Origin of the sequence: Roseovarius azorensis, assembly GCF_900109455.1 — a bacterium.
Lineage (GTDB): Bacteria > Pseudomonadota > Alphaproteobacteria > Rhodobacterales > Rhodobacteraceae > Roseovarius > Roseovarius azorensis.
In genome coordinates, this window is record NZ_FOAG01000007.1 from 146,984 (window position 1) to 169,272 (window position 22,289).

Genomic DNA, 22,289 nt, shown 5'->3' on the forward strand with positions numbered 1-22,289 from the left:
AGCGAGGGTATCATGGAAGACAACAATGCTGCCGAATCCGAATCGGAAAAGCTGATGAAGTACGGCATGTGGGCATGCTGCGCAGTCATGCTCCTGCCAATAATTGCCTATCTCATGGCGGGACGGGCTTTAGGCCTGACCGGCAGCCTGATCACTTTCGCTCCGCTCCTCCTGTGCGTCGTTGCCCATTTGGCCATGCATCGCTTTATGGGAAAATCCTGTCATGGAAAGGCGAGCGACGCTGACAGCAAGCACGAGGCGCCCGAAGATCGAGCAGTCGCAAGAATTGCAGCCGAATAGACCCCTCATATTACTGTTTCGAGGCGCTCCCGTCGTCCTCCTTCTTGTTGTGCTGGGCGGATGTTCGGCGACTATCAAGCAGTGCAGGGCCAGTGACACGACACGCCTGTCAACCAGCGGAACCGAAGCCCAGATTCCCAAGGGCTGTGTGTCAACCGAGACTGGAGCGAACGGACTGGCAGTACTCGACTGTCAAGGCGATCGAGTGGGCTTCATGGTACGTGCCACGTCAGATTAAGACGTGATTGAATGCAGAATGAAGGTAGCCACGGTAAAATCATGATGCCTATGCCACGAAGACCAATTCTGATCGTATCCGGGCTCGCTGTTTTATATGCTGGCGTTCGAATTGTTCCCGGTTTGCGGCGCGAAGATCTCGTCTTTGAGGAGATCGACGATCCGGTCGGGTTTCGTCGGCTGACAGCCGGAAAAAGCTCGGCAGGTTTCGATCCTTTCTTCGGCTTGGAGGATCGAACAGAAAATAATCAAGCGGATGCCGAGACAAGGGTGAGGAGTAACATCTGCGCCAGTCTGTACGGCGATAGGTGCGGTGCCGGGGAAATTGTTCCGGTGGCGTCCTTTTCGGACTATTATTGCCCCTATTGCCGAGTGCAGACCAAGCGCCTCGCCGCCATCGAGGCGCGCCCAGGTAGCGGGGTACGAGTTGCTTGGCACGAGTTGCCGCTATTGGGTGAGACGTCGAAACTTGCCGCAAAGGCAGCTCTGGCGGCAAGAAACCAAGGGGCTTACCGCGCGTTTCACGAACGCCTAATGAAATCCCCATTTCGGGCAACACCCGAATACCTTCAAGCACTTGCAGATGATATCGGAATCGACCATGCGCAATTGACTGCGGACATGAACGGTGAACGCGTTCTTCTCGACCTGGAGAACAGTGCCGCGCTTGCGCGTATCTTTGATTTCATCGGTACGCCGGCAATGGTGATTGGTCGGACCGTGATCCAGGGGGAAATCAGCGAGCGAACGATCCAGGATGTGGTCGCGAGAGAACGCGAGGAAGGCTGGGCATCGGTATGTCAGCGAAATTGAAACAGGGGGTTTCCAGGGTTTTCGGCTGGCTGGCTGCTGCCGTCTTCGCAAGCCTTGTTGCCACTTCATCAGTCGTGGCTGCCGGATCGGAAAGTTTCAGGAATCCCGCGGTCGAGGCCCGCCTGATCACTGCTGAGAACGGCGTCAATCCGGACGCGACGTCGATCTCGGCCGGCCTCCATCTGCAACTTGGCGAGGACTGGAAGACCTACTGGCGCTCACCGGGTGAGGTCGGTCTTCCGCCGTCGATCGACTGGGCAGGCTCCGAGAATATCGCGGAGGCCGAGTTTCTTTGGCCGGCGCCCGAGCGGTTCACGGCTTTCGGGATCGAGAACTTCGGCTATCACGACGAGGTCGTCTTTCCGATCCGGATCGTGCTTTCGGAACCTGAAATGCCCGTTGCGCTGCGCGCGCGCGTTAGCCTGCTGACCTGCTCGACGGTTTGCGTTCCGCAGGAATTCGATCTCTCACTGGTTCTGCCTAGGGCCAGCGGGATCGACAACGAGGCAGCGAGGCTGATTTCGACCTATGCGGCCCGTGTACCCGATGATGGCATGGACACCCGAATCAGGATCACCTCCGCCCATCTTGATGATGCAAAGACGGCCCTGACGCTGATCGCAAGAAGCGATGAGCCATTCGAAGCTCCCGATATCTTCCCCGAACTGGGCGAGGGGACTGCGTTCGGCAAGCCCGACATACGGTTGGGGGAAGGGGGGCGGCTGGTCTGGGCGCGGCTGCCGATCCTGGCCGCTGCATCTGACCCGTCCGAATTGCAGGTGACGGTCACGGATGGCACCCGCGCGGCCACGCTGAATCCCGTGCTGTCCGGGGATGCGCCCGCTCCGCCTTTCAGCATCGCCGTGGTAGTGCCAGCTATGGGCGAACTGGCGTGGATAGCCTTCATCGCCTTTCTCGGTGGGCTGATCCTGAACGTGATGCCTTGTGTGCTGCCGGTGCTGTCCATAAAGCTCTCGTCCGCCGTCAAGTCCGGCGGTCTGTCCCCGGCACGAATCCGCACCGGTTTTGCCGTCTCTGCACTCGGCGTCCTGGCGTTCATGTGGGTTCTCGCCGGCGCGACAATTGCCGCGCGGGGTTTCGGGCTGACGGTCGGATGGGGCCTGCAGTTCCAGAACCCGGTCTTCCTGGCCGTGATGCTGGTCGTGCTCGTGATCTTTTCGGCCAATCTCTTCGGCCTCTTCGAGATCACGCTGCCCTCCTCATGGCAGACCCGCCTGACGCGCGCTGGCGGTGGCACGGGCTATGGCGGCGACTTCGCAACCGGCGCCTTCGCGGCCATTCTGGCCACGCCCTGTTCGGCACCCTTCCTTGGCACGGCAGCTGCCTTTGCGCTGGCTGGGCGTGCCATCGACATTGCGGTGATCTTCACCGCGCTCGGAGTTGGCTTGTCGCTTCCGTACCTCGCCGTCGCGGCGTTCCCGCAACTTATCCAGCACCTCCCCAGACCGGGCCGCTGGATGCTCGTTCTGAAGGTCGAACTGGGTATAGCACTCGCTGCCACAGCGGCCTGGCTCTTCTGGGTTCTGAGCGGCGTGGCCGGCCAAAGGGCAGCCATCTGGATTGGGTTGACCACCCTCGGTGCTGTGGCGCTGCTGTCGATGCCACGCATACCGGGCATTGCGAGGATTCCGGGGGCTACGATCCTGGTCGTGGTCGCGTTGGCTCTGGCCGGGTTGCTATCCGAGGCCCGCAACGCGGTGACATCGGCAGCAACCGATTGGGCCAAGTTCGACAGGTCCGAGATCGCGCGCCTTGTCTCGACCGGACAGGTCGTTTTTGTGGACGTGACGGCCGATTGGTGTCTGACATGCAAGGCGAACAAGGCGCTGGTTCTCGACCGCGAGCCTGTCGCGTCGCGACTGCGTGAGCCCGGGATTGTCGCCATGCAGGCGGATTGGACGCGTCCTGACGAGTCCATCTCGCGCTATCTGGAAAGCTTCGGGCGCTACGGAATTCCGTTCAACGCCGTGTATGGTCCCGCTGCGCCAGAAGGCGTTGTTTTGCAGGAACTTCTGTCGACAGAGGCTGTCCTCGAGGCACTGACTATGGCCGGATCAGGGCGGGTCGCCGTAAAGTAGTATTGGGACAGAACTCCTTGAAACAGGTCCTCCACCCTTTGGCCCGGCCAAAGGAACTCTCGATGAGGGTGGCCAAATAGAAATCAGTCAACAAGGCGGCTTGACCTTCCAGCGGTGGAAGGATGCATGACTGAGAAAAAAATGGAGCAGAGCATGCAATTCAGTCGAGGGTCAGTCGTTGCCTGTGCGCCGGCCGTGCCTTTCCCGACGGGTCGGATGGTTTTCACTTCGCAAGAGACGGGTATCCTCCTTCTTAACAAAACTTCCTTCTTGAGAGACTGCGACTGGCAGGATTGCTTGAACTCTCTCGGTCTTGGGGCCACCATTTCGGCCCCGACATCGCGTGCTTGTCAGCATCGGCCAAGCGACGGAAGGAAGTTTGTCTATCCGACGTCAGTATCGCTGACGGCCGAGCCCGAGTGCCTGGACCACATGGAACCTGTCGAAATACGGATCAGTCATCTGCAATGATTGCGCGGTTCGGCACCATCGCATCCCGAAGGAATGCCGCGGCTCCGCGCAACCTGCAGCGGTATCTGTCCGTGCTGATGCTAACCTTTTCTCTGCTCCTTGGCTTGACTATTGGTCAGATCGCCGGTGCCGCAGCAGTTGCGGACCATCACTCTGAGACCTCCATCCTCAGCCCCACTAAAGCTCCGGACACGGAGCCGTCCTGTCATCCGGCCCTCATCTGTTCGGGCTTCGTGATCCCGTCGCTTCCGCTGGCACCTGTCATTTCTGAGCTTGGGCTCTACCTGGGTCCAGTGCTTGCAAGTTCTCAGCTACGATTTGATGGCCCTCCCATCGATTTGCCGCCTCCCCGACACCTGACCTGATCTGTCGGACCGGGGGGCGTTGCCCGATGCTGCCTTGCACTGCCTTACAGGCAATGCCTGCGCGTCTTTTCAGCTATCCCTGATGTTCGTTCCGAGCAGGTGAACAGCCCGAAATCGGCCTTCAGTGTCGCTTGGGGCGTTTGACCCAATACAAAAACAATAGGCAGGCAATAACATGGCAATTCGAGCAAAAATCACAATTACGCTTACCGCTTCTGCAATGGCGGCGGCGGCAACAGCGCACACGGGTGCGACCGGGGTCGTCCTGGACCGCATGAACGGGATGACAGCAATACGCGACATCGTGGCGGAACTCGCCCCGATGATGCAAAGGACTGTGCCGTACGACGCCTTCACGGTCTCGGAAGGCGCGCGCGTGATCTCCAGCCACGCGGGAGAAAAGATGTTGTCGTTGTTCCCGGAGGACAGCCTTGAAGGCGTTACCTACGCCAGGTCGGAGATCTGGGAAAGTTGGCAGGATTTCGAATCTCTGGCCGAAGACCTTGAGATCTATGCCGACGCGTTGTCAGCGGCTGCACGGAACGGCCTACAACCTGCGGAAAACATGGCCGCAATGGACCACTCCGCAATGGCGGCGCAACCTGCGCCACCAGCGGAGAAGGTGTTCACAATCGCCGAATTGATGGGATACGCAGAGAACCCTGGGGAAATTGCGGCATCCCGTGCTGTTGCCGAGCCCACTGAACCCGCCCTTGACCTCACAAAGCTTGCGGCGGACGACCTCTTCAATCGGATCAGCGGCACCTGCTCGTCCTGTCATGCGCAGTTTCGCGCGGGCCGGAGCTGAAGATGCGCGGTCTGATCCGACTTAGCCTGGTATTCCCCGCCCTGTCCGCAAGCCTAGGGGCAGGGGCGCTTGCACTATGGCCTATTGGCACCGCGGAACCCGCCGCTTTTCCGACGGGCGATGCCGCGCGCGGAGCCTACCTCGCCCGCGCCAGCGGTTGCGTATCTTGCCACACCAATGCTGCCGCCGGGGGTCTGGCCCTGGCCGGGGGCGCACCGCTTGACACGCCTTTCGGCACTTTTGTTCCCCCTAACATCACACCGCATCCAGAGGGAGGAATCGGGCTTTGGACAATCCAGGACTTTGCGAAAGCCATTCGCCAGGGTGTATCCCCGGAAGGTGATCCCTACTATCCGGTGTTCACCTACTCGTTCTATGCCGGATTCACTGAGCAGGAAATCGCCGACCTCTGGGAGGCGTTTCGTTCCGTTCCGCCGGTCGCCGAAGCGGCAGCGCCCCATGATGTGGGTTTTCCCTTCAGTTTCCGCTCGGGCCTGAAGCTGTGGCGGTTCGCATATTTTGAAGCCCCGGAAACCGATGCGCTCTTGGGCACATCTTCGCCCTGGAATCGCGGTCGCGTGCTGGTGGAAGGCGCGGCCCATTGCGCGGCCTGCCACACCGGACGGAACCTGGCGGGGGGATTGAAAGACGGCGAACGTTTCGCCGGAAACGCCAGCTTGCCTGGTGGCAGCAAGGCCCCGTCCATCCTGGTTGGCGACCTGCTGGCAAGGGGTTGGACGGTTCCCAATCTGGCCTATGCGCTCGACTCCGGGCTACTTCCGAATGGAGATGCCTTTGGCGGTAGCATGGCAGAGGTGGTCGCCGAAGGGACTTCCTACATCACCGATGCCGACCGCGCGGCCATCGCGACTTACCTGCTCGACCCCGAGGGCACGGGCATCGTGCCAGCACCTGCGCCGCTGCCAGACGGAACCCCCATGGCGGCGGGCATGGATCATTCACAGATGGTAATGTCCAATGAAAACTAAACTTGTCACGATCCTCATCGCCCTTGGTGTTACTGCGATAACTGGAATATTCCTCTGGGGAGCCCTGAGGACACCGACGCCGGGGGCGTCGTCCGGCAACCTGGTAAAGCCAACTGCGGTGATTTCGGAAACTCTCTCGGACGGTCGCCTTGATGTCCAAGTCTATGCGACGGGCGACCGTGACGTCCGTCTGGAGATCCAGTTCGTGCCTGACGCTAACGCGCCCGAGTTGGCCGGCATGCGTCCAGAAGTCTACTTTGCGATGGTCTACCTGCATAGGGACGGTTTCGATTCACCTCTGGAAACGGTCGAAGCCGACAGATGGCGGGCGAAAGTCAAATTACCAATGGCCGGACGCTGGGTGGTTAGCGTCGGTTTCGGCGAGGAATTTGCGGAGGTCGAATTCGATGCCCGATAGAGCCCCTTCAGCAGGTGAGAAGCAGACAGACGATTCGCGCAGGATCCTTCGTGGCTTCGCCATTGGACTGTTGATGTTTACCAGTCTCGGAACCGTCACGGCGGTGTGGGTCAACCCGTTTTTTGTCCGTATGACACCCGTCGGACCCTGGGAGCTTGGGGCGACCGTATTGACGGCGTTACTCGCCGGCGTGACCGCCGCGCTCTGGGTTCCACATTGTCGTCTGTGCGCATCGGGGACCGGAGGGATGGCAAGCTTTCTCGGGATCGCCTGCCCGATCTGCAACAAGGTTCTGATGCTGGTTTTCGGTGGTCCTGCCCTGCTCGCCTGGTTCGATCCGCTTCGGCCATATCTTGCGGCGGCAGGCGTGATCATCATGGCATTCGCTGCTATCAGAGCATTGCATGCGTATCAACTTGAAGGTGTCGCGAAGGGACTTCCTCCAATCGCGCGAAACATTTCACAGGAAGCACCTGAATGAGTGTGACCGTGCTGCAAAACCTTTGGACGGCGATCAGCTATATGGCCAAGCGGGCGTTGGCTCGACACGTGATCGTGGCAATTCTGGCAACCGGGCTGGTGTTTGGCTTCGCTGCCGTTCACGCGGAATGGAGCCCGATGCACCGCTGGAACCGGGCTTTCGGGGATGCCTCGGTTATCCTCATCGCCTTGACCATTAGCCTGGGGCCGCTAAGCCGATTCCTGCGGTCGGTCACCCGGCTGCTGCCGTTCCGCCGCGAGCTTGGCATCCAAGCCTGCCTTTTGGTCGTCATCCATGCCGCTATCATTCTGGTGGGCTGGGTCGAATGGGACCTCATGCGGCTCATCGGATTTGAATGGCATCCCGACCTTCTGATCTATGTGATGTTCCAGCACGGGTTCGGGCTTGCTAACGCCATTGGGCTTGCCGCCTTCGCACTTGCGATCCTGCTCGCAGCAACGTCAAGCGACCACGCAATGCGCCGGCTTGGCGTATCGGCCTGGAAATTCCTTCAAATGGGCGTCCTTCCGTTTTGGTGGCTGACGGTTGCACATGTCTTTTACTTCCTCTTCATGCATTTCCTGAGCTTCCATCGCGCGATCCCGGAGCCAAACCCGCTCAGGCCATGGTTCGTGGGTCTTGTGCTATTCGTGATCATTCTGCGAGCGGCTGCTTTCGTACGAACCGCCGGCCGAACGCGAGAAACCCCATCCACCAGGGAGGGTTATGTTCGTGCGCCGAACTGAGCGTGACCTTGCCAAGCTGTCCAGGACGACGACGCGAAGGGCGCTGCTGATGGGTGGCGCCATGACGACGGTCGTCGGCGCTCTGGGCCAGCGGGCGTGGCAATTCGGTGTCCGCGATGCCGAGCAATACTACCTGTTGGCGGAGGAAAATCGGATCAGCCTGAGGCTCGTCCGTCCAGACCGGGGCCGCATCCACGACCGGTCCGGCAAAATCGTGGCTGATAACCAGCAGGCCTACCGGATTGGACTGATGCGGGAGGAAGTCGAGGATGTCGAGGATGTGCTTGCGAAACTGCGACGCCTTCTTGGTCTTGACGACGAAACCGTCTTGAGACTTCGAGACAAGATCGGTCGTGCTTCGGGATTTGCACCCGTCACGGTGAAAGATCGGGTGAGTTGGGAGGAATTGTCGGTCGTTGCGGTGAACTCGCCGGTTCTGCCGGGAATCCATCTGGAAGCAGTCCTATCACGAGTCTATCCGTTTGGTCCGGATTTCGCGCATCAGGTCGGCTATGTAGGCCCGGTCACCGAGAACGAATTGGAGAATGGCGAGGACGGAGATGAAGCACTCCTTCGTCTGCCGGATCTTGAAGTCGGCAAGATCGGCATCGAACGCGTTCATGAGCGCGCGCTGCGCGGCCTACCAGGCGTCCGGCGCGTCGAAGTCAGCGCATCCGGTCGCACGATGCGGGAACTGGCTCTTGATCCCTCTACCCCTGGGCCGGACCTGCAGATCACGCTTGACCATCATCTGCAAAACTTCATGCGGGTGCGGCTGGAAGGGCAAAGCGCCGCCGCGATCGTCATGGATGTGACAAACGGCGATCTGCTCGGTTGCACGTCGGCGCCGTCCTTTGATCCGAACCTGTTTGTCCGCGGGATCTCGAGCCGTGACTACGGCGCCCTTCGTGACAACCAATTCCGCCCGCTGTCGGACAAGACCGTTCAAGGCGCCTATCCGCCGGGCTCCACCGTCAAGATGTCGAATGCGCTTGCCGCGCTCGAAAGTGGTGCCATGGACCCGAACGAGACCGTCACCTGCAATGGATATGTCGAAATCTCCGGCCGCAGGTTCCATTGCTGGAAGCGCGGCGGCCACGGGCGCGTGGATATGGTGCGTGGACTTCGCGAGTCCTGCGACGTGTATTTCTACGAGATCGCGCAGCGTATCGGCATCGACGGCATCTTTGCGATGAATGACCGGCTCGGCCTTGGTCAGAAGTATGATTTGCCGCTCTCCGGGATGGCGCATGGCAACAACCCTTCGAGCGCGTGGAAGCAGGAGCGGTATGGCCAGGACTGGTTGATTGGCGACACGATCAACGCCTCGATTGGCCAAGGCTTCACGCTCGCCTCACCGATCCAGCTTGCGACAATGGTGGCGCGGCTGGCGTCGGGCAGGGCTGTGCTTCCCCGGCTGGTGCGGCCGTTCGGTGGTCCGAGCCGCGACGAACCTGTGCGGGCCTCGCTCGGTTTGTCGGACGAGGCACTGGCCATCGTCCGGCGGGGCATGTTCGAGGTCTCGAACCACCAACGCGGGACGGCCTATCGATCGCGCATAGCCGATACCGCCAAGGCGATGGCCGGAAAGACGGGATCGAGCCAGGTCTTTTCGATTACGGCGGCAGAGCGGGCTGCCGGAGTCCGTTCTCAGGATGATCTGCCCTGGAACCGACGCGACCACGCGCTTTTCGTGGCATTCGCCCCTTTTGATGCACCTCAATATGCGGTGGCCGTCGTGGTTGAGCACGGGGGTGGTGGATCGACCGCCGCGGCGCCGATCGCGCGCGACATCATGCTTTTTGCACAGCATGGGGGCTTGCCTCCCGAAGACGTCTATCCGGCAGAACAACGCGCCCGGATATCCGAGTATCTTGCGGTCATATCCGACCAAATTCTTCCTCCCGATCTTTCGAGTACGGTAGTCAGCCGTATATGATTCGCCTCGATCCCAGACACAGAGGGGCCATGGACTCGCAGCCCCGGATGGCATCGTCTTGCCGGAGTCGTGTTAATTTAGGCAGTGTTCAAAGAGTTGACGGAGAAGGGATGGGGGCGGACTGCCGCGAAACAGCCGGAGAGTAATCTGGCGGCGGCCATGCCGGACAGGTGCCTGCATACGGAGTGGACACACCGCGGGATCAGACGACATTGGGGTGAAGCACCACCCGCGTGTCCATGGGAACACGGTCATACAAGTCGATCATCTGATCATTGACCAGCCGGGCACAGCCGTTCGATACTCGTCGAGCCAAAGTCGACGGATCGTTGGTGCCGTGAATTCTCAAGAACGTATCGCCACGGCCTGGCTGAAACAGATATAGAGCGCGCGAACCTAGAGGATTGTTCAGCCCTCCCGGCATCCCTTCTCTCCATCTGGAATAAACCTCCGGCTCCCTGCGCAACATGCCCGGCGTCGGTGTCCAACTCGGCCATTCCTTCTTTGCACCAACATAGAATTCACCGGCATGGTAGAGACCCCGGCGACCGATCCCGACGACATAACGGAGCGCCGTGTTTTCCTGCAAAGTCAGATAGAGCGCATACTCATGCGGCATCACATGAATCTCGAAGGGCGCGAAGCCCGATTCGATAGGAACTCGCGTGGGCAGCATCTCTGGCGGCAGGCCGTACTCGAGCAACTGCTCCGGAGGATGCGCCGCGACGGTTGTTCCGGACCCTAGTGCCACGGCCGTGAGTGAACCGCGAACAAACTGTCGTCTTTTCACATTTCTTTCCTCCTCCTAGTCCGAATATTCCGACAACACGTCTCGGATCGCAACCCTTCGCGGGGCATCGCTGGCCAGGTTCGACGCGAACTCCTCTGCCGACAGGAATGCCTCGCGGGCCTTGTCCATCTCGCCCAGCACGCGATACGCATTTCCAAGGCGCAGCCACCCGTCCAGATCATCTGGGTCTTCGGCCAGACGATCGGCCAGCCGATCCACCATCGAGCGAATGAAGGCTGCCCTGTCGGCATCGCTCATCTCGGATGCTGTTGCGACATCATCCCGAGTCGGCCCGGGCGCACCCCCTGCCATGGGTGCAAAAGCGGCGAGGTTCACCGGCTCGCGGCCGATCATCTCGCCGATCCGGTTGGCCTGCGCGATGAATATTTCCATCCAAGGGGCCGGACCCGCAGCCTGTTCCAAGCGAGAAACCAACAAGTCGTGCGCCTCGTCGCTATCACCGGCCTGATCGAGCGCGATCGCCTCGTAGTATGTGGCTGCGGGATTTGACGGATCCGTTTCACGGGCGCGCCGGATCGCGTTCCGCGCCTTCGGCGTCACGATGCCGTTCTCGGCCGCGATAAGGGCTTCGGCATACTGCGACAGCATCGCCGAAGATGCGTCGTCACGTGCGATCACCGTTCCCATTGCCGAGGCGGCATCGGCATACCTGCCCATGCGCATGTAGGTCTGCCCGAGCAGCATCCAGCCTTCCGTCGGGCCACCTTCGGGATCGCTTTCAAGGCGTTCCAGCAATCGTCCGGTCAATTCGATGACTTGCGCCTGTCCGCTACGCTCTTCCTGCCGATCCGCGAAAGACATGCCTGGAAATCCGGGAGAGCCGAATTGTGAATAAAGAAGGCCTGCGACCAGCGGAACGATGAGGGCAGAGACCCACAACGTTCGGTGTCCGCCAGTTTCAGAGCAGCCTTGGGCAGAGCGCCCGCGACTGAGTTTCAGAAGCCGCCGTTTAATCTCGATCCGGGCGGCTTCGGCCTCGTTGTTCGAAATCAGGCCGCGGTCGGCATCCCGGTCGACCTCACGCAGCTGGTCGGCAAGGACGGCCATCGCCCCGGTCCGCCGATCAGTTCCGACGGCCCCGGACCTCCGCAAAGGATAGAGCAGCATTGCGATAGCGGAGATTGCGAGGACCGCAAAAAAACCGAAAGCATCACGAGCTGACCTCATTTTCGGCAGTAAGGATTTCGGCGACCATCCGTTCATCATCATCGCTCAGCTTGTCCGCGACCGACCGCGCTCGACTGCTTCGCAAAACGACGATGACAGTGCCAGCTCCGAACAGGAGAAGAAGCGCCGGAGCCAGCCAGAGCGCATAAGTTTCCAGTTTGAATGGAGGCTTCAGTAACACGTAGTCGCCATAACGCGCCCGAACGAACTCCATGACCTCCGCATCGGTATCGCCAGCCACCAGCCGCTCGCGGACCAGCAACCGCAGATCGCGTGCAACCCCCGCGTTCGAGCTGTCGATGTCCTGGTTCTGACAAACGACACAGCGCAGATCCTTTGAGATTTCGCGCGCTCGCGCCTCCAATGCAGGGTCGTCCAGGATCTCGTCGGGTTCGACGGCTTGGGCGGTGAAGGGCAGGGCGGCCAACATCATCGTCGCTGCCAGACTTTTCCACTTCATGAGTTGCCTCCGTTCCGCGTCCTGGCCTGCGCCAATGCCGTGGCAAATTTCTCCTCAGCCTCAGCCCCCACGACCGGGCCGACATAGCGGTAGAGAACCGTATCATCGCCTGCGACGATGAATGTCTCGGGAACGCCCGATATCCCCCATTCGATGCCGGCCCGGCCGCTCAGGTCCGATCCGATCCGCTCGTAGGGATTTCCGAGGTTTTGCAGCCAGGCCCGTGCGTCTTCCGGCTTGTCCTTGTAGTTGATGCCGAAAAGCCGGACACCGTCCCGTTCGACCATTCGGGTCAGTACGGCGTGCTCGGCGCGACACGGCACACACCAGGAGGCGAAGACGTTGACCACCACGGGGTCAGAGTTCCCGAACAGATCCTCGCGCGACAGGCCCGGAACGCCGATGCTTTCAACAGCCGGCAAGTCGAAGTCCGGCGCCGGCTGCGAGATCAGGACCGACGGGATCGCGTTCGGATCGCGATCGGGGTTCAGCCCCCAGAGGAAGAACGCCCCGAATACCAAGGCAATCAGGATGGGAAGGGTCGCGATGGCGCGTTTCATGTTGTCTTACTCCGCCGGTGTTGCAACAGGCGTGCTGCGCGAAGCCCGACGCGGGGCACCGACGCGCAGTCGCCTGTCGGATAGGGACAGGCCGCCCCCGAGAACCAGCATCGCCGAGCCGATCCAGATGAAATTCACGAGAGGCTCGTAGAGGATGCGAAGCGTCCACGCGCCCTGTTCGGCGGCTGTCTCGGAAGCGGGTTCGGCCAAAGACGCATAGAGATCACCCGCAAGCGTGGACCGTATCGCCGACTCGGTCGTTGTGCTCTGCGCAACAGGGTACGAGCGCCGTTCGGGGTAAAGCGTCGTCACGAATTCACCTTCCCGGCTGACCGTCAGCGTGCCGCGATCGGCAATGTAGTTGGGTCCGCGCACGCGTTCGACATCATCGAAGCGGACGTCGAAGTCCGCGATCTCAATGACGGAACCCGGCTGAACGAAGACAATCTCTTCCGATTTCCAGGCGCTGGAGCCGATAAAGCCGAGCATCGCAATCGCCAATCCGGCGTGAGCCAACGTCATCCCATGGGCAGCGCGGGGCAGATTTCGCGCACGCCGAATCGCTTCGGTCAGGGGCACGTCCAAAAGCTTGATCCGAACTGCCCATTCACGCATCGTTGCAAGGAGCAGCCATACGGCGATCGCGACTGACAGGTAGGCGAGGGCGGGCCCGCCCCGCGCGACATACCAAGTGGCAAGCCCAGCAAGCCCCGCCAGCACCGCAATGAACCGGAGGCGTTGAAAGACACCCTTCAAATCGGCGCGCTTCCACGACAGGAAAGGTCCGATGCCCATCATCACGACCAATGGCAGCATCATCGGGATGAAGGTTGCGTTGAAGAACGGCGGCCCAACCGAGACCTTGTCGCCTGAGAGTGCTTCAGTGAACAGCGGATAGAGCGTTCCGAACAACACGGTGCCGGTCGCCGTCGTCAGAAGCAGGTTGTTGATGAGCAGTCCGGCTTCACGGCTGACGGGCGTGAACAGGCCGCCGCCCTCCATCGCAGGTGCGCGCCACGCGTAGAGCGTGAGCGAGCCTCCAATCGAGACCCCGAGCAGCCCGAGGATGTAGAGGCCACGTTCCGGGTCGACGGCGAAGGCATGAACGGATGTCAGAAGACCCGACCTCACGATGAACGTACCCAGAAGGGAGAGCGAAAAGGTGAGGATCGCCAGAAGTATCGTCCAGCTTTTGAAGGCATCGCGCTTTTCGGTGACAATTGCCGAGTGAAGAAGCGCGGTGCCGAGAAGCCAGGGCATGAAGCTTACGTTCTCGACGGGGTCCCAGAACCACCAGCCGCCCCAGCCCAGTTCATAGTAGGCCCACCAGGACCCGAGGGCGATCCCGGCCGTCAGGCTCATCCACGCCGCCAGTGTCCATGGCCGGACCCACCGCGCCCATGCGGCGTCGATCCGCCCCTCGATCAGCGCGGCCACGGCAAAGGAGAACACAATGGAAAACCCGACATAGCCGAAATACAAAAGCGGGGGATGCATCGCGAGGCCAACATCCTGCAAGAGCGGATTCAGATCATTTCCGTCCAGAGGTGGCGGAAACACCCGCTCGAACGGATTTGATGTCAGCAAAAGAAACGACAGGAAGCCTGTGCTGATCCATGCTTGCACCGACAGCGTTCGGGCTTTCAGAGCAACCGGTATGTTGGATCCGAAAAGCGCGACGCCCGCACCGAAGGCCGCCAAAATCAGAACCCAGAGCAGAAGGGATCCTTCATGGCTGCCCCACGTGCCTGCGATCTTGAAGAGCATCGGCTTGAGCGAATGCGAGTTCTCGTAGACGTTCCTGACGGTGAAATCACTGACCACGAAAGACCGCATCAGCGCCGCGAAGGCGATGCCGATGAAAACCAGTTGCGCGATAGATGAACTGCGCGCGCTACGCATCCACAGAGAATTGCCACGGGCTGCACCGAGCATAGGCAGTACGCTCTGCACCAGCGCGGTGCCAAGCGCGAGGGCGAGGGCAAATTGTCCGATCTCTGGAAACACGATCACCTCCTACTGGGCTGCGATTTCATCATGGTTTACCCGGCTTCCACCGCAGGAATGTCAACCAGCAGAAGGGACTGGCGCCGCTGTGCCCGCCTTTAACTATGTGATGGCATCAGTTCATCTCCACGAACTGATGCCCGGTGCTTGCGGTCTCGATAGATTCACGAAGTTCCAGCGTGCTCGGATCGAGAATCCAGACGACATCCTCTGTGGCGCTGCTCACGACAAGTGCGTCACCGACCCGGGCCATATGGTAGGGCTCGGCACCGATCTCGGCCTCGAGGCGCTGGCCGGTGGTACGATCGAAGCGCACCACGCGATCACGCTCGCGGGCGCTCGACCAGACCGTGCCGTTGTCGGCGGCGACGCCATGCAATTCGCCACCAATGTCGAACCGATCGAGCGTTTCGCCGGTGTCGGCGTCGATGATTGCGATTGTGCCGGCCTCGGCCTCACTGACGATCAGCTGTCGGGCATCCGCATCGATCAGCATGTGCTTGGGTGCGCCTTGCAGCCTGAAGTTCCGCGTCACGATGCCGGTTTCGGGGTCGACGTCGCTGACCGTATCGTTGCCCGCGTTCGAGACGAAGAACCGGCCGGTCTTCGGGTCGGCAGTGGCGTATTCAGGGATCGGCCCGGTGGCGACGGTCGATGTCACTTCGCCGGTATCGAGGTCGATGACCGAGACGGCATCGAGAGCCGGATGGGTGACCACGGCATAACGCTCGTCTGCCGAAACCTCGACGTGATGCACGATGCCGGGCACTTCGATCCGGCGCAGGATCTCATGGCTCTCTGCATCCACCAGAGTTACCAGGCTTACCGAGTCCGCTGCCGAGGCGTCGCCGCCACCGTGGTGCGCTTCATGGTCCTCTTCTGATATGGTATCCGGTTTTTCGACCATGCCCGGATCGGCTTCGGACAGGCTGCCGGCAACCAGCAGACCACGCTTGGGAGCGCCTGCCAACCCATGCACGTTGTCGAGCCCGCTGATCCGCTCCACGACATTGAAGTCCTTGTCCAGATGCAGAACCGTTCCGCCCATACCTTCAGGGATATAGACGTCCGCCTGCGCAGCGGCACTCGTGATCAGGACGGCAGCCGTTGAAAGAAGAAAACGTCTCATCGGTTGTTCCTTTCATATTCTGTTTTCCGTATGTGACGAAGGTACGGGAGCCGACGGCACCCGCAAGACCGGGAGGCGTCCATTTGTGTATCCCACCGTGTCAAGACGGGCCCGGGTTACAGTTTGCGACAAATCGGAGGTCCATCGCGGCCCGAGACCAGTTAGAACCGGAGAGAAGTCCACCAGGCACGAACTCAATCAGCCGCTTTCCGCCGCAACGACAGCGCGGCTGTTCCGGGGCGGGAGGCTGTTGCGGCTCCGCAGTGTCGGTCAACCAAGCGCAACCTTTCATTTATTCAAATGTGCCTTGCGACGTTCGTACTCCTCATCGTCGATTTCGCCTTTTGCATAGCGTTCACGAAGAATCTCGGCCGCGTCCGGTTTGCTGGCTGGGCTCGATCCGGTGGAAAAGCCACGGACGGCGAACACGATCAATGCGATGATCGCCCCCCAAAATACCAGCATCATCAAGCCGCCAGCCATGCCGAACCCACCTCCCCACATCATGTGACCGAAACCCTCGCCCCAACCATCCGACGGACCGGCAAACGCGGATCCGGTGGACAAGACCAGGGCTGACGGGGTGGCGACGGGGATAACGATTTTCATGATATGTTCCTTTCTTCCTGTTGTGTTTCTGTTTCGAGCGGCAGCGTGATAGTCACAAGCAGACCGCCCTCGGCGCGGTTCGCCAAAGTCACTTCGCCGCCGTGGGCTCTGATGATTGTTCGTGCTATCGACAGGCCAAGGCCGGTTCCGCCGGTTTCGCGCGAGCGGGATTTTTCGAGCCGGAAAAACGGCTCAAACACCTGCTCGAGTTCAGCTTCGGGGATACCGGGACCATTGTCCGCTACGAGTACGTGGACGTGCTCGGCGTCGTGCCGGAAGGTAACCTCGGCTCCTCCGCCGTAGCGACACGCATTCTCGATGATATTGCGCAGGGCACGACGCACCGATTTCGGACGCAACCTCACCCACAAGCTATCGGCTGCATCCAGGGTAAAGCCGTCGATCATGTCGAACTGCAACTGCTTCAAGTAGGCGCCGAGTTCGATCGTCTCGTAGGCTTCGGTGCTGGCCATGCCCCGTGCAAAGGCCAGCGTTGCATCGACCATCTCTTGCATTTCCTCGACCGAGGCTATGAGGCTCTCGCGCGTTTCGTCTTCCTCGACCATCTCGGCCCGGACGCGCATGGCGGTTAGCGGAGAGCGCAGATCATGACCCAATGCGGCGAGAAGACGTGTTCGGTCTGTGACGAAGCGGGTCAGCCTTGCCTGCATCATGTTAAACGCCTGGGTGAGACTGCGCACCTCGCTCGGACCGATCAGCGGCAATGGATCAACGGCTTCCCCGCGTCCAAGCTTGTCAGCCGCGCGAGAGATCAGCAGAAGCGGTCCCGTCAGACGGGTCAGCAGAAACCAGAAAGCCGTGATCAGAATGATTGCCGCCGTGATGCCGAAACTGACGAATGACGCCCACGGCCATTGCAACGGTGGTCGCTCGAACCGTGTTCCGACATTCAGCCATTGACCGTCCATCAGGGCGATCGACAGTTGCATCTCGATCGCGGAAAGTTCGCCCCGCATCATCGCCAGATGCATTTCGGCCATCTCCGGCGCGAGATGCGGCATCGGCAGGATGCCATGATCGACCTCATGCAGTTCCACGCGGATTTCCCGCTCTTTCGTTCCGCCAAGAAGTCCACGAACGCGCGCCTCCACGGCTCCGCCGTCGGCATGGCTCGCATGGTCTACGGCGGGAATGTCCGAAAGATCGAAACGCACTAACGGAGAATTCGCCGCTCTCAGGATCGCCTGCTGCAAGGATTGCGGCGCCTCTTCGAGCAAGAGCGCGACGTTCGCGGCCCGGCCTGCCGCCTCGAAGCCCAGAGCGGCGCGCACTGCGAGGCCACGCTCGTCGACGAACAGCCACAGGCTGATCGTCTGGGCGACGGCAAGCGCCGCGACGATCAGCAGGACCAGTTGCCGCCGAAGACTGTCGATGGCGCGCGGCATCAGCTCAACTCGTGGACGTCGGCGGCCAGACAATAACCGCCGCCGCGCACCGTCGTGACAATGCGTGGGCGCGACGCATCAAGTTCGATCTTCCGGCGCAGCCGACTGATCTGATTGTCAATGGTCCGGTCAAAGACTGACGCCGCGCGGCCCGCCGTCAGATCGAGCAGCTGATCGCGGCTCAGGACAAAACGAGGACGTTCCAGCAGGACGGTCAACAGCTTGAATTCCGCGCTGGTCAGATCGATTTGTGCACCGTCCTCGCTTGACAGCACCCGACTGTCCGTGTCCAGGACCCAATGCGCAAACGCAATGCGTCTACCCGACAGACTGCCCGCGTAGGGCTCGGATCTCGTCGAGCGGCGCAGGATGGCCTTGATGCGGGCGATCAGTTCGCGCGGGTTGAAGGGTTTCGCAAGGTAGTCGTCCGCGCCGATTTCAAGGCCGACGATCCGATCGGTTTCCTCTCCAAGCGCCGTCAGCATCAAAATCGGAACGGCTCCGGTGGCGGACAGCCGCCGGCATACGGAGAGACCGTCTTCTCCCGGCATCATGACGTCGAGAACGATCAGGTCGAATTGGCCGTTGGCGAGCTTCGCATCCATGTCGACCGCATCGCGCGCCGAGGTCGCGCGCATCCCGTTCTTCTCGAGATAGCGCGTTACGGCATCGCGGATTTCGCGGTGGTCATCGACAACAAGAATGTGCGGCTGTTCGCTCATAACCCTTCCTTTAGACGAATGCGGGGTGCTTTCCTGAAGAGATTTGTCACGAAATGTAACAGGCACCGCGTTTGTGACCCGCCGATACAAAACGCCGGTGTGCCCGGCATTCCGTCGCGACAATCACCTGCCATATGTTCGCTATCGTAACACTGACACGAGGTGACCTAATGAAACGCAATACTTTCTTCGCTGCAATGACCCTGGCCGCAACCGTTCTTGGCGGGGCCGCGTTCGCTGACGCCAATCACGGACATGCAGGGCAACCCGGCGCCAGATCCGGGCCCGGCATGATGCAGAGCGGCGGCCCCGGCATGATGGGCATGATGGGGGGCATGGACGGAATGATGGACATGATGCAGCGCATGCATGGAAACATGATGGGCGGTATGGGCCCGACGGGTGGCATGGGTCCGATGGGCGGGGACATGATGCAGATGTTCGACGCCGACGGCGATGGCACGGTCACGCCCGACGAGATGCGCTCGCAACTGCAGGCCAAGCTCGCGGAATACGACAGCGACGGCGACGGATCGCTCTCGATTTCCGAGTTCGAAACCCTTCATAGCGCGATGATCCGCGAGATGATGGTGGATCGCTTCCAGCACCTCGATGCTGACGGTGACGGCGCGGTGACGGCGGAAGAGATGGCGGCACCCGCCGAAATGATGGAACGGATACAGATGATGCGGTCGAACATGGCACAGCCGCCGGTTCAGCCCGGCAATGGCCAGGGCATGAGCAACGGAACAATGATGAACGACAATTGAGCGGTTCGGCGCCAGCTCTGACTGGCGCCGATTTCCAAAACGCCTGACCCGCGAAGCATCCGGACGCAAAAGCCAGACCGCGTTCGGGATTGCCACGTCCAAGCAAAGGCCAGCAACCACCGCAAAATCGAAAGGAAGAATCGAAATGGCTTATACCTATGATCGCGTATTGAAGGATGTCGCCATAGACGACGCCGAATTGCTTGTCCGCGATGCTTTGGCAGAGAAGGGCTTTGGCGTACTGACCGAGATCGACGTGCAGGCGACGATGCAAAAGAAGCTGGGCGTGGAGATGCCGCCTTATCGCATCCTTGGCGCCTGCAATCCGGGCATGGCTCACAAGGCCATCGAGATCGAGCCGCGCGTCGGCGCGATGCTGCCCTGTAACGTTATTCTGCGCCAAGTAGACGCAGACACCGAAATCAGCGCCATTGACCCTGTGGCGTCGATGCAAGCGGTAAAGAACGCCGACCTAGATGCGGTCGCCGATCAAGTCCGCGATTTGCTCCGGGCGGCTTTGGACGCAGTCTGATTTTTCTCGCGGCGCTCTTAACCTTCCAGTTAGTGGAATCTGTATAATGGGCCGAAACCAGAGCAACCGAGATCGAGGCAAAGCGCAGCGGCGATCTTTCTGTTTGCCGCTAACCTGACATGAGGCGCAGATGAACCGCGACCATACCATACCACCTACCCTCAAGGCCGCCGTCGCGCTGGCCTTTGCGGTCGTCTTGCTAGCCCTTGCCTTCGGACCCTTATCCGACACCCTGACCGCTCTGAAGGGCGACAGGATATCTACGTGGGTCATGGCTGCAGGCATCTGGGGGCCAATTGTGATCGTTGGACTGATGACGACAGCAATCGTGGCCACGCCGATCCCAAGTGCACCCATCGCGTTGGCTGCGGGCGCCGCTTACGGCCACACCCTCGGAACAGTCTACGTCGTTCTCGGCGCCGAACTCGGCGCTCTTGCAGCCTTCGGGCTCGCCCGGTTCTTGGGTCGGGACGTGTTGCGACAATGGTTCGGTGATAGGGTCGATGCTGGCTGGCTCGGCTCTCAGAACGTACTGACACTCACAGTTTTTGTCAGCCGGCTGCTGCCATTCGTTTCATTCGATATCGTCAGCTATGCCGCGGGGCTCAGCCGGCTGCAATTCTGGCGCTTCGGACTGGCCACCCTGGCCGGGATCATTCCCGCCAGTTTCGTGCTCGCGCATTTTGGGAGCGAAGTCGTCAGCGGAGACACTACCCGTGCTGCCTGGGCCGCAATCGGGCTGGGCGCACTGACCCTGACGCCGCTTGTCATCATTAGTATCAGAGACTGGCAAAGACGTGGGTTGCCCCATGACTGATCAACACGCACTTCATCGTCAGACGCCGCCGCCATGGAACAATCGCCATTGGCATTTCGGTTTTCGGGTTCAACGAAAAAGACAAAGGGCGCATCCATGCTGACCGCGGCGATACAGTTTCCGGATATTGGAACCGACATGGTCTCGATCGAGATCGGCAGTTTCACGTTCGCGCTGCGCTGGTACGCGCTTGCCTATATCGTCGGCATCCTCATCGGATGGCGCATCTGCCTGGCGGCTGTTCGTCGCTCGGCACTCTGGCCATCGGCCAGGCCGCCACTTGATCGCCAGCAGATCGAGAACCTCCTGACATGGATCATCCTGGGCGTGATCGTCGGCGGACGCGTGGGCTTCGTGCTATTTTATCAGCCCGACTACTACCTGGCCAACCCCCTGGAAATCCTCAAGGTATGGCAGGGCGGCATGTCTTTCCACGGCGGTTTCGCAGGTGTTGCGATCGCCACGCTGGCATTCTGTCTGCGCCAGAATGCGCCCATGCTCAGCACCGCTGACTTGCTTGCGTTGGCAACCCCACCGGGACTGTTTCTGGGGCGGCTTGCGAATTTCACCAACAACGAGCTTTGGGGTCGACCGACGGATGTTCCATGGGCGGTGATCTTCCCGGGCGATGCGGCGCAAGCCTGCGAAGGCATTACCAGCCTCTGCGCCCGCCATCCTTCGCAGCTCTACGAGGCGCTTCTGGAGGGACTGCTGCTCGGTACGCTCCTACTCTATCTCGCCTGGCACCGCGGCTGGCTTAAGACCCCCGGCGCCCTGACCGGCGCATTTCTGATCGGGTACGGCTCTGCCAGGAGCTTCGTGGAGCTGTTCCGGCAGCCGGACATGCAGTTCGTGACCACTGAAAATCCGATCGGTCACGCGCTTCATTTCGGCGAATGGGGGCTAACGATGGGTCAAGTGCTTTCCGCACCGATGATCCTGACCGGACTGGCTCTGATTCTGTACTCGTTCAGACGCTCCGGAAGCGCAGCCGACCAGAGGCCGAATACGGTCGCGTGATCGAAAGGAGCCACGAAAAGGAGGAACTCGAATGAACAGCGATATGGAAGAACAAATCAGTGAAACATCGACCCAGCGCGCATTGCTGGACGGGCGTGGGGCGTTTCTGGGGTTTCTCGTGAAACGGCTTGGCAACCGAGCCGACGCCGAGGATGTCCTGCAGGAGTACTGTATCCGTGTGCTGGCACGTAAGGATCAACTGCGCGATATCGAGCGGATGGATGCCTGGTTATACGCGATCCTGCGGTCCACCATGAACGATCATTACCGCAAGACCACACGGCACAGCCGGCTGGCCGTGGCTGTCGCACGAGAACCGCAAGAGTTGGTTGCCGATGCGCCGGTGCAGATGGCGCAGCCATGCACTTGCCCGAGCAGGCTGCTTGCCGAACTTCGTCCCATTGATGCCAATTTGATCCGGAGGATTGATTTCGGTGAAGAGGATCGGGGAATGGTGGCCGCCGAGATGGGGTTGAACCGCAACGCCCTTGGCGTTCGGCTGCACAGAGCACGCGCTGCTCTGCGTGAGGTGATCCAACACCATTGCGGAGCCTGCTGCCTGGAGGACCCCGATGATTGCCATTGCCCTGTCTAGCGACGAAGCGATCCCGTA

The 22,289-nt window shown here is 60.6% G+C and carries 23 protein-coding genes; 14 read left to right on the forward strand and 9 right to left on the reverse strand.

Translation table 11 applies throughout. From position 1 onward, the window contains the following. The first annotated feature begins 12 nt into the window (after positions 1-12). The 9 genes from BSG08_RS12170 (at position 13) to mrdA (ending at position 9,666) form a co-directional block, all read left to right on the forward strand. Positions 13-300, forward strand: a complete 288-nt coding sequence (locus BSG08_RS12170; protein ID WP_093037149.1) for a DUF2933 domain-containing protein — start codon at positions 13-15, stop codon at positions 298-300. A gap of 249 nt (positions 301-549) precedes the next feature. Next, positions 550-1,350: a DsbA family protein gene (locus BSG08_RS12175; protein WP_245770683.1), complete on the forward strand. Its 801-nt coding sequence runs from the start codon at positions 550-552 to the stop codon at positions 1,348-1,350. Next, a complete protein-coding gene (locus tag BSG08_RS12180) occupies positions 1,335-3,449 on the forward strand; it encodes a protein-disulfide reductase DsbD family protein (RefSeq protein WP_093037155.1) in 2,115 nt (704 codons plus the stop codon). Before BSG08_RS12175 ends, BSG08_RS12180 begins: the two co-directional genes overlap by 16 nt. A 1,011-nt stretch (positions 3,450-4,460) precedes the next feature. Then, on the forward strand, positions 4,461-5,093 hold the full coding sequence (locus tag BSG08_RS12195; protein WP_093037164.1) for a cytochrome c: 633 nt from the start codon (positions 4,461-4,463) through the stop codon (positions 5,091-5,093). A 2-nt stretch (positions 5,094-5,095) separates the two neighbouring features. Next, on the forward strand, positions 5,096-6,082 hold the full coding sequence (locus BSG08_RS12200) for a c-type cytochrome (protein WP_245770684.1): 987 nt from the start codon (positions 5,096-5,098) through the stop codon (positions 6,080-6,082). Further along, entirely contained in the window at positions 6,072-6,500 is a 429-nt protein-coding gene (locus BSG08_RS12205) for a hypothetical protein (protein ID WP_093037167.1), read from the forward strand. Before BSG08_RS12200 ends, BSG08_RS12205 begins: the two co-directional genes overlap by 11 nt. Beyond that, entirely contained in the window at positions 6,490-6,981 is a 492-nt protein-coding gene (locus BSG08_RS19290; RefSeq protein WP_139274569.1) for a hypothetical protein, read from the forward strand. Before BSG08_RS12205 ends, BSG08_RS19290 begins: the two co-directional genes overlap by 11 nt. Continuing rightward, the gene (locus BSG08_RS12215) at positions 6,978-7,727 is read left to right on the forward strand and encodes a ferric reductase-like transmembrane domain-containing protein (RefSeq protein ID WP_245770685.1); all 750 of its coding nucleotides are present in this window, start codon (positions 6,978-6,980) and stop codon (positions 7,725-7,727) included. The genes BSG08_RS19290 and BSG08_RS12215 overlap by 4 nt, the downstream gene beginning before the upstream one ends. Further along, the gene (gene mrdA / locus BSG08_RS12220; RefSeq protein WP_093037172.1) at positions 7,708-9,666 is read left to right on the forward strand and encodes a penicillin-binding protein 2; all 1,959 of its coding nucleotides are present in this window, start codon (positions 7,708-7,710) and stop codon (positions 9,664-9,666) included. The genes BSG08_RS12215 and mrdA overlap by 20 nt, the downstream gene beginning before the upstream one ends. A gap of 202 nt (positions 9,667-9,868) precedes the next feature. Here mrdA and BSG08_RS12225 read toward each other — a convergent pair whose 3' ends face one another. From BSG08_RS12225 to BSG08_RS12265, 9 genes are all read right to left on the reverse strand, one after another. Beyond that, the gene (locus BSG08_RS12225; protein ID WP_093037175.1) at positions 9,869-10,456 is read right to left on the reverse strand and encodes a L,D-transpeptidase; all 588 of its coding nucleotides are present in this window, start codon (positions 10,454-10,456) and stop codon (positions 9,869-9,871) included. A gap of 15 nt (positions 10,457-10,471) precedes the next feature. Then, a complete protein-coding gene (gene ccmI / locus BSG08_RS12230) occupies positions 10,472-11,686 on the reverse strand; it encodes a c-type cytochrome biogenesis protein CcmI (RefSeq protein WP_217649896.1) in 1,215 nt (404 codons plus the stop codon). Next, complete coding sequence (locus tag BSG08_RS12235; RefSeq protein ID WP_245770686.1) at positions 11,628-12,104, reverse strand: cytochrome c-type biogenesis protein; 477 nt, start codon at positions 12,102-12,104, stop codon at positions 11,628-11,630. The genes ccmI and BSG08_RS12235 overlap by 59 nt, the downstream gene beginning before the upstream one ends. Further along, positions 12,101-12,664, reverse strand: a complete 564-nt coding sequence (locus BSG08_RS12240; protein WP_093037181.1) for a DsbE family thiol:disulfide interchange protein — start codon at positions 12,662-12,664, stop codon at positions 12,101-12,103. The genes BSG08_RS12235 and BSG08_RS12240 overlap by 4 nt, the downstream gene beginning before the upstream one ends. 6 nt (positions 12,665-12,670) lie before the next feature. Next, the gene (locus BSG08_RS12245) at positions 12,671-14,671 is read right to left on the reverse strand and encodes a heme lyase CcmF/NrfE family subunit (RefSeq protein WP_093037366.1); all 2,001 of its coding nucleotides are present in this window, start codon (positions 14,669-14,671) and stop codon (positions 12,671-12,673) included. Positions 14,672-14,786: 115 nt separating this feature from the next. Beyond that, positions 14,787-15,800 (reverse strand): YncE family protein, encoded by a 1,014-nt coding sequence (locus BSG08_RS12250; RefSeq protein WP_093037184.1) that lies wholly within the window; start codon positions 15,798-15,800, stop codon positions 14,787-14,789. 288 nt (positions 15,801-16,088) lie between these two features. Then, positions 16,089-16,409: an SHOCT domain-containing protein gene (locus tag BSG08_RS12255; protein ID WP_245770687.1), complete on the reverse strand. Its 321-nt coding sequence runs from the start codon at positions 16,407-16,409 to the stop codon at positions 16,089-16,091. Beyond that, complete coding sequence (locus tag BSG08_RS12260) at positions 16,406-17,815, reverse strand: ATP-binding protein (protein WP_093037187.1); 1,410 nt, start codon at positions 17,813-17,815, stop codon at positions 16,406-16,408. The genes BSG08_RS12255 and BSG08_RS12260 overlap by 4 nt, the downstream gene beginning before the upstream one ends. Further along, positions 17,815-18,537, reverse strand: coding sequence for a response regulator (locus BSG08_RS12265; protein WP_093037190.1), 723 nt, complete (start codon positions 18,535-18,537; stop codon positions 17,815-17,817). Before BSG08_RS12265 ends, BSG08_RS12260 begins: the two co-directional genes overlap by 1 nt. Before the next feature lie 170 nt (positions 18,538-18,707). Between BSG08_RS12265 and BSG08_RS12270 the strand changes: the two genes are divergently transcribed. The 5 genes from BSG08_RS12270 to BSG08_RS12290 all read left to right on the forward strand — a co-directional run bounded on the left by BSG08_RS12270 (position 18,708) and on the right by BSG08_RS12290 (position 22,271). Further along, on the forward strand, positions 18,708-19,307 hold the full coding sequence (locus tag BSG08_RS12270; RefSeq protein ID WP_175544776.1) for an EF-hand domain-containing protein: 600 nt from the start codon (positions 18,708-18,710) through the stop codon (positions 19,305-19,307). 145 nt (positions 19,308-19,452) lie between these two features. Beyond that, positions 19,453-19,839 carry a DUF302 domain-containing protein gene (locus BSG08_RS12275; RefSeq protein ID WP_093037193.1) on the forward strand — a complete coding sequence of 129 codons (387 nt, stop codon included), beginning with the start codon at positions 19,453-19,455 and terminating at the stop codon, positions 19,837-19,839. A 130-nt stretch (positions 19,840-19,969) separates the two neighbouring features. Next, positions 19,970-20,656 carry a TVP38/TMEM64 family protein gene (locus BSG08_RS12280; protein WP_093037196.1) on the forward strand — a complete coding sequence of 229 codons (687 nt, stop codon included), beginning with the start codon at positions 19,970-19,972 and terminating at the stop codon, positions 20,654-20,656. 96 nt (positions 20,657-20,752) lie between these two features. Beyond that, positions 20,753-21,676: a prolipoprotein diacylglyceryl transferase gene (gene lgt, locus BSG08_RS12285; protein ID WP_093037376.1), complete on the forward strand. Its 924-nt coding sequence runs from the start codon at positions 20,753-20,755 to the stop codon at positions 21,674-21,676. A 31-nt stretch (positions 21,677-21,707) separates the two neighbouring features. Further along, a complete protein-coding gene (locus BSG08_RS12290) occupies positions 21,708-22,271 on the forward strand; it encodes an RNA polymerase sigma factor (protein WP_093037199.1) in 564 nt (187 codons plus the stop codon). The last annotated feature ends 18 nt before the right edge of the window (positions 22,272-22,289 follow it).